Origin of the sequence: Streptomyces sp. NPDC016640 (assembly GCF_043076215.1) — a bacterium.
Classification (GTDB): domain Bacteria; phylum Actinomycetota; class Actinomycetes; order Streptomycetales; family Streptomycetaceae; genus Streptomyces.
In genome coordinates, this window is record NZ_JBIBRG010000017.1 from 94,503 (window position 1) to 107,063 (window position 12,561).

The following is a 12,561-nucleotide window of genomic DNA, read 5'->3' on the forward strand; positions in this document are numbered from 1 at the left end:
AGAGTCACGGATCTTCCCGTTCTGCCCATCCTTGGGCATGCAGCCAAGCAATTCGGGGGACGTGAGGTACGACGATCCCTGGTACGACGCCCTGGCCTCGGGCTGGGGCGAGCCGGCCGACGTGGGGATCCCACCGGCGCGACGCGAGCACGGCCCCGCGGCGGCCGCCGACGTCTACCTCGAAGTACAGCGCAGCGAGGCGTTCCGGGAAGTGCGCAGCAGGTACCGGCGGTTCGTGGTCCCGGCGGTCGCGGTCTTCTTCGCCTGGTACGTGGCGTATGTCGTGACCGCCACGACCGCGCCCGAGCTGATGGCGCGGCCCGTCGCGGGCGCCGTGAACCTGGGGATGCTGGCGGGACTCGGCCAGTTCGCCACCACCTTCCTGTTCACCTGGGCCTACGTGCGGCACGCAGGGCTGCGCAGGGACCGCGCCGCGCTGGAACTGCGCTGGGACACCCAGGAGCTGGCCCGGGGCGGGGCGGTGCGTCATGACGGGTGACCACCAGGCGTCGGCCCTGCTGCTGTTCAGCGTGTTCGTCGCGGTCACGTTGGGCATCACGACCTGGGTGAGCCGCCACCGGCGTGGTTCGGCCGAGGAGTTCTACGCGGGCGGCCGGCTCTTCTCCCCGATGGAGAATGGTTTTGCCATCGCGGGCGACTACATGTCGGCCGCCTCCTTCCTCGGCATCTCCGGCCTCATCGCGCTCGTGGGCTACGACGGGATGCTCTACTCGGTGGGCTTCCTGGTGGCCTGGCTGGTGGTCCTGTTCCTGGTCGCGGAACTGGTGCGCAACTGCGGACGGTTCACGCTCGCCGACGTGATCGCGGCGCGCATGCGGGAGCGGCCGGTACGCATCGCGGCGGGAACCTCGTCGGTCACGGTGTCCGTCCTGTACCTGGTGGCGCAGATGGTGGGCGCGGGCAGCCTGGTCGCGCTGCTGCTCGGCGGTACCGGCGAGGCCGCGCGGGCGTGGACCGTCATCGGTGTGGGCGCCCTCATGGTGGTCTACGTGTCGCTGGGAGGGATGCGCGCCACCACCTGGATCCAGATCGTCAAGACGGTCCTGCTGCTCGGTGGCACCATCGCGCTGACCCTCCTCGTCCTGCTGCGGTTCCACGGCGACATCAACCGGCTGTTGCACACCGCGGCCGAGCGCAGCGGTCACGGCCAGGCGTTCCTGGCGCCCGGACTCGCCTACGGCGGGGACTGGACGGCCCGCTTCGACTTCATCAGCCTGGGACTGGCTCTGGTGCTCGGCACGGCCGGGCTGCCGCACATCCTGGCCCGCTTCTACACCGTCCCCACCGCCCGGGCGGCACGGCGTTCGGTCGTCTGGTCGATCGGACTCATCGGCGGTTTCTACCTGATGACGATCGTGCTCGGCTTCGGCGCCGCCGCCCTCGTCGGACCCGACGCCGTACGCGCCTCGGACGCGTCCGGGAACACGGCGGTGCCCCTTCTGGCACTCGACCTGGGCGGGGGCGCGGGGTCCACGGGCGGAACGATCTTGTTCGCGATCGTCGCCGCGGTCGCCTTCGCGACGATCCTCGCCGTGGTCGCCGGAGTCACGCTCGCCTCCTCGGCGTCCGTCGCGCACGATCTGTACGCCTCCCTGCGACGCCGAGGCGGCGCACCACACGGCGAGGTGGCCGTGGCCCGCGTCGCGGCGGGCGGCATCGGCCTCCTCGCGATCGCCCTCGGTCTGCTGGCCCGCGACCTCAACGTCGCGTTCCTCGTGGGCCTCGCCTTCGCCGTGGCCGCCTCCGCCAACCTGCCCGTGCTGCTCTACTCCCTGTTCTGGCGCGGCTTCACCACCCGCGGCGCCGTGTGGGCCGTCTACGGAGGGCTGATCCCGGCCGTGGCGCTGGTGCTGCTGTCCCCCGTGGTGTCGGGCAGCCCCGGATCACTCTTCCCGGGCGCCGACTTCGGGCTCTTCCCGCTGCAGAACCCGGGGCTGGTCTCCATTCCGCTGGGCTTTCTCGCGGGCTGGCTCGGCACCGTCACCTCGACCGAGGCGGCCGACGAGGCCAAGCACGCGGAGACCGAGGTGCGCTCACTGACCGGTGCCGGGGCCGTGTAGCGGCCCGGCGGAGACGGCCGGCCCCGTCACCCGTGAGCAAGGGGGACACGGTTCCGTCCCCCGCCCCCGCGGGCCGTGTCCTCAGGCGCGGGTCGCCCACACATAACGGTGTTCGGGGCGGCCCGCGTCGCCGTACCTGAGGGTCAGCGTGGCCCGTCCCGTGCGCTCCAGGAGTTTCAGATAGCGCTGGGCCGTCTGGCGGCTCACCCCGGTGCGTTCGGCGATCTCCTGGGCCGACAGCGGGCCGTCGGCGTTGATCAGGGACTGCCGCACGAGTTCGGCGGTGGTGGGGGAGTGCCCCTTGGGCAGCTGGGGCTCGGCCGACGCCGACAGTGCGCCGAAGATGCGGTCCACCTCGGGCTGTTCGGCCTCGCCGCCGCCGTCGAGGGTGCGCCGCAGTTCCGCGTACGCCTCCAGCTTGACGCGCAGACCGGCGAAGGCGAACGGCTTGACCAGGTACTGCAGGGCGCCGTGGCGCATCGCCGCCTGCACGGTGGACACATCACGCGCCGCGGTCACCATGATCACGTCGGTCTGGTGGCCGCGCCGGCGCATCTCCTGGACGACCTGCAGTCCCGTCGCGTCGGGCAGGTAGTGGTCCAGGAGCACCAGATCCAGCCGGGGCAGTGTCTCCAGGCGGCCGAGCGCCTCGGCCGCGCTGTGGGCCTCCCCGGCGACATGGAAGCCGGGCACCTTCTCGACGTAGGCGGCGTTGACCTGCGCGACCCGGACGTCGTCGTCCACGACCAGGACCTCGATCACCGCGACTCCTCCCGCACACTCCGCGACCCCTCGCCGGCGGCCGCCGGGACGGGTGCCCCGGTGGGAGCGGGCCGCGTGCCCGGCTCGGCCAGGGCCTCGGGCAGGACGACGGTGAACTCCGCCCCGCCGCCGTGCGCCTCGCCCACGCGCGCGCCGCCCCCCTGCCGTTCGGCGAGCCTGCGGACCAGGGGCAGCCCGATCCCCCGCGCGCGGTGGGCCGGCGGCTCCTTGGTGGACCAGCCCTCGGTGAAGATCAACTCGCGCTGCCCGGGCGGGATTCCGGGCCCGGTGTCGCGCACCACGAGCACCGCCGCACGCCCGTCGGCCCGCAGCTCGACCTCCACACGCGCGTGCGGCGTCCCGGCGACGGCGTCCAGGGCGTTGTCCACCAGGTTGCCGACGATGGTCACGAGTCCTCTCGGGTCGATCAGCCGGTCCGGCAGCCGGGTCCGGTCCGAGACCCACAGCGCCACTCCGCGCTCGGCCGCGACCGTCGCCTTGCCCACCAGGAGCGCCGCGAGCAGCGGGTCCCGGATCCTCTCGGTCACCTGCTCCGACGTGACCCGGTGATCGCCGACGACCTCGCCGACGAACTCCACGGCGTCGTCGTACATCTCGAGCTCCAGCAGCCCCAGCAGGGTGTGCATGCGGTTCGCGTGCTCGTGGTCCTGGGCGCGGAGCGCGTCGATCAGGCCGCGGGTGGAGTCCAGTTCGCGGCCGAGCTGGTCCAGCTCCGTGCGGTCGCGCAGGGTCGCCACGGCTCCGCCGTCGTCGGTCGGCATGCGGTTGGCGACCAGGACGCGCGGGCCGCGGACGGTGAGCAGATCGGTGCCGGTCACCCGCCCGGCCAGTACATCGGAGGTGCGCCCCGCGCCGAGTGCCTCGTCGGGGGAGCGGCCGACGGCCTCCTCACCGATGCCCAGCAGGCGCTGCGCCTCGTCGTTCAGGAGGCGGACGCGGCCGGCGCGGTCGAGCGCGACCACGCCCTCGCGGATGCCGTGCAGCATGGCCTCACGCTCCGCCAGCAGCGCCGCGATGTCCGAGAAGGCCAGGTCCCGGGTCTGCCGATGCACCCGCCGGGAGATGAGCCAGGCCGCGAGCGCACCGACGGCCAGGGCACCGCCCGCGTACGCGAACAGTCCCGGGATGGCGTGGATCAGCCGGGCCCGGACGCTGTCGTAGGCGATGCCGACCGATACCGCACCGATGATCTCGCCGCCGTCGTCCCGCAGCGGCACCTTGCCCCGCGCGGAGCGTCCGAGGGTGCCCTCGTCGATCTCCATGACGTCGCGTCCGGCCAGCGCCTCACCGGGGTCGGTCGACACCAGGCCGCCGATCCGGCGGGGATCGGTGTGGGACCAGCGCACGCCCCGGCGGTCCAGCACCACGACGTACTCGGCGCCGGTGGCCTCCCGGATCCGTTCCGCGTCGCGCTGCACCGGTCCGTCCGGGGCGGGCGCCGTGGTGTTCAGGCCGTGCGCGATCTGCGGCTGCTGGGCGGTGGTCTGCGCGATCGCGAGGGCGCGGCGCATCGCCTGGTCGTCCAGCTGGTCGCCGAGCGGCGCGAGGAACAGCCCGGTGGCGAGTACCGCGACTCCCGCGGCGATCGCCAGCTGCATCAGCAGGACCTGCGAGAACACCCGCCGCGGCAGGCCGAGGCGCAGGCGGCGTGCGGGGGGAGTGGGGCTCATACCCATGACGGTACGTGGACGGGCGCGGGGTGCCGCGGGGGTGTGGCGGGGATCTCCTGGAGGCGGACGGGCGCCCGGGGCACGCGGTGTCGGAGATCGAACGCACGCACCTGCGGGTACACCGGGCACCGGCGCGCACGGGCGCGGTCACGCGCCCCTGCCCTGCCGCGGCGCTCGGTGGCGGGGCCTTCCCGGAGCGGGATCCCGTCGTGTGTCCCCGGAGCGCCTCAGCTCGCCAGTGCCGCCACGGACAGCTCGCGGATGCCGGCCACGTCCAGCCGCGCGGGTGAGCCGAGCACCGACCCACAGCTCTCCGGACGCGGCGGAAGGGACGCGCCCTGCGTGACCTCCACCACCCACCGGCGCCCGTCCGCGTTGTGGGCGACGGTCACCTCCCAGCAGGGCGCCGCCCCGTCCGTCCGCACGACGCTCAGGGCCTCCGCGGCGTACTCGCCCACCGCACGCCGGACGGCCAGCTCGGCGCTCTGGCCGGGCCGCTCCCAGGCGGAACCGCCACGGCACCCCTCGACCACGATGCGGCCCTCCCGCGCGCCGTGCAGCACTTCCTCGAGGGCGGGGGCCTCGGCCCTGCCGTACGCGTAGCCCCAGGGCAGGACGAGCACCGTGGGGGAGAAGCGGTGACCGCCCAGGTGGGTGACCTCCCAGACACCCTCGGCCCCGGAGGCGGCCAGTTCGGCCGCCAGGGGCCGCCCGAGGAGCGCGCAGCACCGGTCGCGTTTGCCGTTGGTGCACACGAGGGCGAGGGGATCGCCCTCGTGGGGCCGCCCACCGAGCGCCGCGTCGAAGGTTCCGGGCTCGCCCCTGCCCAGCGCGGCGAAGTCGAGGTCGAGCAGCCGTTCGGGGTCCGCGGTCCTGGCGCCGTGCAGCCACACGTTTCCCGGCACGGTGTGGGCCGCGTACACCTGCCGCGTGGCGGGAACCCTGCGGTCCGCGTGACGTCCGGCGCGGCGTATCAGCGCGACGCGCACCCCGGTCCCCCGCGCGGCCGCCTCCAGGGCGCCGCCCAGCGCGGGGTCGAGGTGGCTCGACGTGAGGGCCTTGGCCCCCCAGGGGCCGGGCTGCTCCAGCAAAAGCCAGGTCCTCGCGGTGGCCGCGGTTCCCGCGATCGGCTCGTCGAGCTCGCGGGAGACGGTTGAGCACGTACTCACACAGGTGAGCCTAACCTGACTTGCTCACGAGTGGCCCGGCGACCCACCCGCGTCCGGCCCGGGCAGGGGCTGCGGCGGTCTCGGCCCGGCGTACAGGCCACGGGGACGCATACGCAGGGGGCGCTCGCCGTATTCCTCCAGGGCGTGGGCGATCCACCCGGCCGTCCGGGCGACGGCGAAGACGGTCTCGCCCGCAGAGGCCGGCATGCCGGAGGAGGCGGTGAGGACGGCCAGGGCCAGGTCGACGTTGGCGTGCAGGGGCGTGTGGCGGGCGGCGGTGGCCACGATGTCGCGGGCGGCGGCCAGGGCGGGGGCGGCGTGCGGGATCTCCTCCAGAAGGGCGAAGAGAGCACCCGCGCGCGGGTCCTCACCGGGGTAGATGCGGTGGCCGAGGCCCGGGATGCGGCGGCCGGCCCGCAACTCGTCGGCGATCACGGGGGTCGCGCCGCCCCGGTCGAGCACCGCGAGCAGCAACTCGTGCGCGAATCCGCTGGCCGCGCCGTGCAGCGGGCCCTCGAGCACGCCCAGCCCCGCCGAGACGGCCGCGTAGGGGTGGGCGCGGGCGGACGCGGCGACGCGGACGGCGAGCGTGGAGGCGGCGAGGTCGTGGTCGACGAGGAGCGCGAGGGCCGTGTCGAGGACACGCAGCCGTGCCGCGTCGGCCTCCCGGCCGGTGAGCCGCGCCCAGAGGCGGCGGGCCACCGGGCCGGTGTCGTCCTGACCGCCGCCGGCCGGCGGGAGCGCGGCGACGAGGGTGGGGATGAGGGTGCGGGCCGTGCCGAGCACGGCGTCCTCGGACAGGTCGAAGCGCAGGGGGTCCGCGGTCGCGGCGGCGATGGCCGCGACACGCAGGCGGTCGGCGGGTGTGGCGTGTCCGGGCAGGGCGGCGACGGCGCGGCGCGCCACGGCGACGGACGCCTCGGGCGCGACGAATGCGGCGCCGGGACGGAGCCGGCCCGTCCACAGCCACTCGGCGACCTCCTCGTAGGTGTGCCGGCCGGCCAGTTCGACGGCGTCGACGCCCCGGAAGTAGTACCGGTCGCCGTCGATCAAGGTGAGGCGGGTCCGCACGGACAACTCGCCGCCCGAGCCGCCCGGCCCACCCGGACGGCCCGCGCCCTCACGTCTGTTGCGCCTCGCGAGCGCCTCGACCTCCTCGGTGTCGAAGGTGCTGCCCCGGCCGCCGGGCGACCGGCGGCTGCTGAGCTGACCTCGGCTCACGTACGCGTACACGGTCTCCGGCTTCACACCGAGCAGCTCGGCGGCCTCCCTGGTGCTCAGGCGACCGTCCGAGCCGGCGGAGGAGGGGTCTTGATCACGCATGGGATCACGGTATCCGTCCTGCCTCTGATGAAGTGAAGCATTGATTCAATCAATATTGACAGTTATGCAGTCAAGGATAGACAGTCGAATCAAGTTCGAGGAGGACGCCATGTCTGTCAATGAGGCCGCAACCGCACGTGTCGAGGTACCGCGAGGGCTGGCGGGTGTCGTCGTGACCGACACCCGTGTCGGTGACGTCCGGGGTGACGAGGGCTTCTACCACTACCGGCAGTACTCGGCAGTCGACCTCGCGCGCTCGCGTGGCTTCGAGGACGTATGGCACCTGCTGGTGCACGGCGAACTGCCGGACGCGCGGCGCGCCGCGGTGTTCACCGCCGAGACCGCCGCGCTGCGCGGGCTGCCCGAGGAGGTACGGCAGGCGCTGCCCGCCGTCGCGGCGGCCGGCGGACGCTCCGGTCCGCTCGCCGGGATGCGGACGGCGCTGTCCCTGCTCGGCGCGGCGAAGGGGTTCCGGCCGGTGTACGACATCGACGCCGACCGGCGCAGACGGGACACCCTGGAGGCGACCGCGGCGGTACCGACCCTGCTCACGGCGCTGTACCGGCTGGGCAAGGGGCTGCGGCCGGTGGAGCCGCGTGCGGACCTGCCGTACGCGGCGAACTACCTGTACATGCTGACGGGTACGGAGCCGGACGCGGAGCGGGTGCGGGCCGTCGAGCAGTACCTGATCTCCACCGTCGATCACGGCTTCAACGCGTCGACCTTCACGGCGCGGGTCATCGCGTCCACGGGTGCGGACGTGGCGGCGTGCCTGGCAGGGGCGGTGGCGGCGCTGTCGGGTCCGCTGCACGGCGGTGCGCCGAGCCGGGCACTGGACACGCTGGACGCGATCGGGACGCCGGAGCGCATCGACTCCTGGGTCCGTGAGCACGTTCTCGCGGGCGAGCGGATCATGGGGTTCGGCCACGCGGTCTACCGCACGGAGGACCCCCGCTCGCGCATGCTCCGCGAGGTGGCCCGGCGGTTCGGCGGGCCCCGGGTCGACTTCGCCGTGGAGGTCGAGCGCCGGGTGGAGGCGATCCTGGCGGAACTGAAGCCGGGCCGGGAACTGCACACCAACGTGGAGTACTACGCCGGTGTCGTCATGGAACTGTGCGAGGTGCCGCGCGAGATGTTCACGCCGACGTTCGCGGCGGCGCGCGCGGTGGGGTGGAGCGCCAACATCCTGGAGCAGGCGGAGGACTCGAAGATCATCAGGCCGGCGGCCCGGTATGTGGGGAAGGAGGCACCGGTGGCGGTGCCGTGACACGACGAAGGCCGCCCCGGACGGCTGCCGGGGCGGCCTCGGCGCGTGCGCCTGGGTGTCGGGGTGCGGGCCGGCTGTGGGGAACCGGCGAGCGGTGGCGGCGCTCGCCGCCTTCCAGGGTGCCGAGCGGCTCCGTCCGGCGGGACGGCGGGGAGGAGGGCACGCGGAGGGCAGCGAGGGCCGCACGGACCGGCGCCCTGTCCGACGTGTGCCCCGCGCATGCCGCTGACGATCGTTCACTTCGCCGTCGTGCCCGCCGCTCGTATCCTGGTGCGTCGGTCGGTCTTCGCCGCGTACGCCGTGAGCGGGCCGGTGTGCGCACGGGTGTGGGAGGGGTCGCGTGTCGGAGCGGAACAGTGGTCGGCAGATTCCGGTGGTGGTGCTGGCCGGATTCCTCGGCTCGGGGAAGACCACCCTGCTCAACCATCTCCTGCACCGCAGCGGCGGCAGCCGCATCGGTGCCGTCGTCAACGACTTCGGCGCCATCGAGATCGACGCCATGGCGGTGGCCGGGGCCCTCGGGGACTCGACCGTGTCGCTCGGCAACGGCTGTCTGTGCTGCGCCGTCGACAGCAGCGAACTGGACGTCTACCTGGAGCGGCTGGCCCGGCCCTCCGCCGGGATCGACGTCATCGTCATCGAGGCCAGTGGCCTGGCCGAACCGCGGGAACTCGTGCGGATGGTGCTCGCCAGCGAGCATCCCGGCATCGTGTACGGCGGGCTCGTCGAGGTCGTGGACGCCGCCGAGTTCGACGCCACCCGGGCCGTGCACCCGGAGATCGACCGGCACCTCGGCCTCGCCGACCTCGTGGTCGTCAACAAGCTGGACCGGGTCACGGACGCCTCGCGCGTACTGGGCCTGGTCCGGTCGCTCGTCGACGGCGCCGCCGTCGTGCCCGCCTCGTACGGCCGCATCGATCCGGAGTTCCTCTTCGACCGCAGGCCCGGCGAGGAGCGCGTCGGGCAGTTGTCGTTCGACGACCTCCACCGCCCCGACCACGCCGAGGACGACCACACCGCGCATCTGCACACCGCGTACGACAGCCTCTCCTTCGTCTCCGGGCGCCCGCTGGACCCGCGGCGGCTGATGCGGTTCCTGGACAGCCGCCCGGCGGGGCTGTACCGGATCAAGGGCTACGTCGACTTCGGGCCGCACGACGCGCGCAACCGGTACGCGGTGCACGCCGTGGGGCGGTTCCTGCGGTTCTACCCCGAGCCCTGGGCGGCCGGCGCGGAGCGGCTCACCCAGCTCGTTCTCATCGGGGCGGGCATCGACGCCGACGGCCTCCGCGGGGAACTGGAGGCGTGCGTGGGCGACGACGCCCCGCACGCCGACGAGCACGGCATGTGGGGCGTACTGCGCTATGTGCGGGAGGCCGAGGCCGAGGACCCGGCGGCTTAGACGGGGCCCGCCACCACCCATACCGTCTTGGGCAGGGACACACCGGAACCGTCACGGCGCGGGTCGGGTTCCGGCAGTTCCACCGCGGTGCCGTTCTTCTGCGCCGCGAGGGCCGGGACCGGGCCCGCCCAGGCCACGGACAGGCAGTCCTCGCCCTTCAGGAAGCGCTGGCAGCGCACGCCGCCGGTGGCCCTGCCCTTGCGCGGGAACTGGTCGAACGGGGTCAGCTTGCCCGTGGTCTGCACCGAGTCGTCCAGCGTGCCGCGCGAGCCCGCGACCGTGAACACCACCGCGTCCACCGCCGGATCGACCGCCGTGAAGGAGAGGACCTTCGCGCCCTCGGTGAGCTTGATGCCCGTCATGCCGCCCGCGGGGCGGCCCTGCGGACGGACCTGCGCCGCCGGATAGCGCAGCAGCTGCGCGTCGTCGCTGATGAAGACCAGGTCCTCCTCGCCCGTACGCAGCTCGACCGCGCCGACGATCCGGTCGCCCTCCTTGAGCGTGATGACCTCCAGTTCCTCCTTGCTGGAGGGGTAGTCGGGCACCACGCGCTTGACGACGCCCTGCTGCGTGCCGAGCGCCAGGCCGGGCGACGACTCGTCGAGCGTGGTCAGGCACACCACCTCCTCGTCGTCCTCCAGGGACACGAACTCGGCCAGCGGGGCCCCGCCCGAGAGGTTCGGCGTCGGCATCGTCTCCGGGAGCTGCGGCAGGTCGACGACGTTCAGCCGGAGCAGACGGCCGGCCGAGGTGACGACGCCGATCTCGCCGCGGGCCGTCGCCGGCACCGCCGAGACGATCACGTCGTGCTTGACCCGCTTGGCGCCTGTGGTGTCGGGGAACGGCGCGTCGGTCGCCGTACGCGCGAGCAGGCCGGTGGAGGACAGCAGGACGCGGCACGGGTCGTCCGCCACCTGGAGCGGCACGGCCGCGGCCGGGGTCCCGGCCGACTCCAGCAGGAGCGTGCGGCGGTCGTCGCCGAACTTCTTGCTCACCGCGGCCAGTTCGGAGGAGACCAGCTTGCGCAGTTCCGTGTCCGAGTCGAGGATCCGGGTCAGCTCCTCGATCTCCGCGTTCAGCCGGTCCTTCTCCGCCTCCAGCTCGATCCGGTCGTACTTGGTGAGGCGGCGCAGAGGCGTGTCCAGGATGTACTGGGTCTGGACGTCGCTGAGGGAGAAGCGCTCGATCAGGCGCTGCTTGGCCTGGGCGGAGTTCTCACTGGAGCGGATGAGGCGGATGACCTCGTCGATGTCCACCAGGGCGGTCAGCAGGCCCTCGACCAGGTGGAGGCGGTCGCGCCGCTTGCCGCGGCGGAACTCCGACCGCCTGCGCACGACGTCGAAGCGGTGGTCGAGGTAGACCTCCAGCAGTTCCTTGAGGCCGAGGGTGAGCGGCTGGCCGTCCACCAGGGCCACGTTGTTGATGCCGAAGGACTCCTCCATCGGCGTCAGCTTGTACAGCTGTTCCAGCACCGCTTCCGGCACGAAGCCGTTCTTGATCTCGATGACCAGACGCAGGCCGTGCGCGCGGTCGGTGAGGTCCTTGACGTCGGCGATGCCCTGCAGTTTCTTCGACCCGACCAGGTCCTTGATCTTGGCGATCACCTTCTCCGGGCCCACCGTGAAGGGCAGCTCGGTGACGACCAGGCCCTTGCGGCGCGCCGACACGTCCTCCACGGTGACCGTCGCGCGGATCTTGAACGTGCCGCGGCCCGTCTCGTACGCGTCCCGGACGCCGGACAGGCCGACGATCCGGCCGCCGGTGGGCAGGTCGGGGCCCGGGACGTGCTTCATCAGGGCGTCCAGATCGGCGTTCGGATACCTGATGAGGTGACGCGCCGCCGCGACGACCTCGCGCAGGTTGTGCGGCGGCATGTTGGTGGCCATGCCGACGGCGATGCCCGACGCGCCGTTGACCAGGAGGTTCGGGAACGCGGCGGGCAGCGCCACCGGTTCCTGCTCCTGGCCGTCGTAGTTGGGCGCGAAGTCGACCGTGTCCTCGTCGATGGACTCGGTCATCAGGTCCGTGGCCTCGGCCATCCGGCACTCGGTGTACCGCATGGCGGCCGGCGGGTCGTCGTTGCCCAGCGAGCCGAAGTTGCCGTGGCCGTCGACCAGGGGAACGCGCATCGAGAACGGCTGGGCCATGCGCACGAGGGCGTCGTAGATCGACGCGTCGCCGTGCGGGTGCAGCTTGCCCATGACCTCGCCGACGACGCGGGCGCACTTCACGTAGCCGCGCTCGGGTCGCAGGCCCATCTCGTTCATCTGGTAGACGATGCGGCGGTGCACCGGCTTGAGTCCGTCGCGCGCGTCCGGCAGGGCGCGGGAGTAGATGACCGAGTACGCGTACTCGAGGAAGGAGCCCTGCATCTCGTCGACGACGTCGATGTCGAGGATCTTCTCCTCGTACGAGTCGTCGGGCGGCGGGGTCTTGGTGCTGCGGCGGGCCATCGCTGCCGGCTCCTTGCTGAAGCGTGTGACGGGATCTGACGCGGACCATTGTGGACCGTCGCACTGACAAGCGGGACCAGGACCCGGCTCCGGCCCTCCGGCGCGGCCGGGTGGTGACGGCGCGAAGCAGGCTACGCGCCCGCGCGGTGGCCCCGGCGCGCGGGGCCGCCGGCCCGTCCGGCGGGCACCGCGGCACCACCCCGCGGGGGTGGCCGGGCCGGCGCGCGGGACGGCACGACGCGGGGCTGTCACGTGCGGGGGCGACCGTGGCGCGTTCTCGACGCCCGGCACGGGCCGGACCCGGCCCGGGCCCGGGCCGGAGGCCCCCGCTGTCCCAGCGGTCACTCCCACCACTTCCCCCCCCACCCGTGCTCGCTCTCGGCGTACCCGGCCGGGCCGGGAACTTCTCCGGG

The 12,561-nt window shown here is 73.3% G+C and carries 9 protein-coding genes; 4 read left to right on the forward strand and 5 right to left on the reverse strand.

Going from position 1 to position 12,561, the window contains the following annotated elements; genetic code table 11:
• Positions 1-37 precede the first annotated feature (37 nt).
• On the forward strand, positions 38-499 hold the full coding sequence (locus tag ACF07S_RS28985; RefSeq protein ID WP_391975546.1) for a DUF485 domain-containing protein: 462 nt from the start codon (positions 38-40) through the stop codon (positions 497-499).
• Positions 489-2,081, forward strand: coding sequence for a cation acetate symporter (locus ACF07S_RS28990; protein WP_391975547.1), 1,593 nt, complete (start codon positions 489-491; stop codon positions 2,079-2,081). The genes ACF07S_RS28985 and ACF07S_RS28990 overlap by 11 nt, the downstream gene beginning before the upstream one ends.
• 81 nt (positions 2,082-2,162) lie before the next feature.
• On the opposite strand, the gene ACF07S_RS28995 is transcribed toward ACF07S_RS28990, so the two are convergent.
• From ACF07S_RS28995 to ACF07S_RS29010, 4 genes are all read right to left on the reverse strand, one after another.
• Positions 2,163-2,843, reverse strand: coding sequence for a response regulator (locus tag ACF07S_RS28995; RefSeq protein WP_391966221.1), 681 nt, complete (start codon positions 2,841-2,843; stop codon positions 2,163-2,165).
• Complete coding sequence (locus ACF07S_RS29000; RefSeq protein WP_391975548.1) at positions 2,840-4,534, reverse strand: ATP-binding protein; 1,695 nt, start codon at positions 4,532-4,534, stop codon at positions 2,840-2,842. The genes ACF07S_RS28995 and ACF07S_RS29000 overlap by 4 nt, the downstream gene beginning before the upstream one ends.
• 227 nt (positions 4,535-4,761) lie before the next feature.
• Complete coding sequence (locus ACF07S_RS29005; RefSeq protein WP_391966219.1) at positions 4,762-5,703, reverse strand: sucrase ferredoxin; 942 nt, start codon at positions 5,701-5,703, stop codon at positions 4,762-4,764.
• A 24-nt stretch (positions 5,704-5,727) separates the two neighbouring features.
• Positions 5,728-7,026 carry a citrate synthase family protein gene (locus ACF07S_RS29010; protein WP_391966218.1) on the reverse strand — a complete coding sequence of 433 codons (1,299 nt, stop codon included), beginning with the start codon at positions 7,024-7,026 and terminating at the stop codon, positions 5,728-5,730.
• Positions 7,027-7,135: 109 nt separating this feature from the next.
• Between ACF07S_RS29010 and ACF07S_RS29015 the strand changes: the two genes are divergently transcribed.
• The gene (locus ACF07S_RS29015) at positions 7,136-8,293 is read left to right on the forward strand and encodes a citrate synthase (RefSeq protein ID WP_391975549.1); all 1,158 of its coding nucleotides are present in this window, start codon (positions 7,136-7,138) and stop codon (positions 8,291-8,293) included.
• 340 nt (positions 8,294-8,633) lie between these two features.
• The gene (locus ACF07S_RS29020; protein WP_391975550.1) at positions 8,634-9,695 is read left to right on the forward strand and encodes a CobW family GTP-binding protein; all 1,062 of its coding nucleotides are present in this window, start codon (positions 8,634-8,636) and stop codon (positions 9,693-9,695) included.
• Here the strand turns inward: ACF07S_RS29020 and ACF07S_RS29025 are convergent.
• The gene (locus ACF07S_RS29025) at positions 9,692-12,148 is read right to left on the reverse strand and encodes a DNA topoisomerase (ATP-hydrolyzing) subunit A (protein ID WP_391966215.1); all 2,457 of its coding nucleotides are present in this window, start codon (positions 12,146-12,148) and stop codon (positions 9,692-9,694) included. The genes ACF07S_RS29020 and ACF07S_RS29025 overlap by 4 nt on opposite strands.
• Between the last annotated feature and the right edge of the window lie 413 nt (positions 12,149-12,561).

Coding starts and splice junctions, on each gene's coding strand:
- ACF07S_RS28985 (WP_391975546.1), top strand. CDS start 38: ATGCAGCCAAGCAATTCGGGGGACGTGAGGTACGACGATCCCTGGTAC.
- ACF07S_RS28990 (WP_391975547.1), top strand. CDS start 489: ATGACGGGTGACCACCAGGCGTCGGCCCTGCTGCTGTTCAGCGTGTTC.
- ACF07S_RS29000 (WP_391975548.1), bottom strand. CDS start 4,534: ATGAGCCCCACTCCCCCCGCACGCCGCCTGCGCCTCGGCCTGCCGCGG.
- ACF07S_RS29010 (WP_391966218.1), bottom strand. CDS start 7,026: ATGCGTGATCAAGACCCCTCCTCCGCCGGCTCGGACGGTCGCCTGAGC.
- ACF07S_RS29015 (WP_391975549.1), top strand. CDS start 7,136: ATGTCTGTCAATGAGGCCGCAACCGCACGTGTCGAGGTACCGCGAGGG.
- ACF07S_RS29025 (WP_391966215.1), bottom strand. CDS start 12,148: ATGGCCCGCCGCAGCACCAAGACCCCGCCGCCCGACGACTCGTACGAG.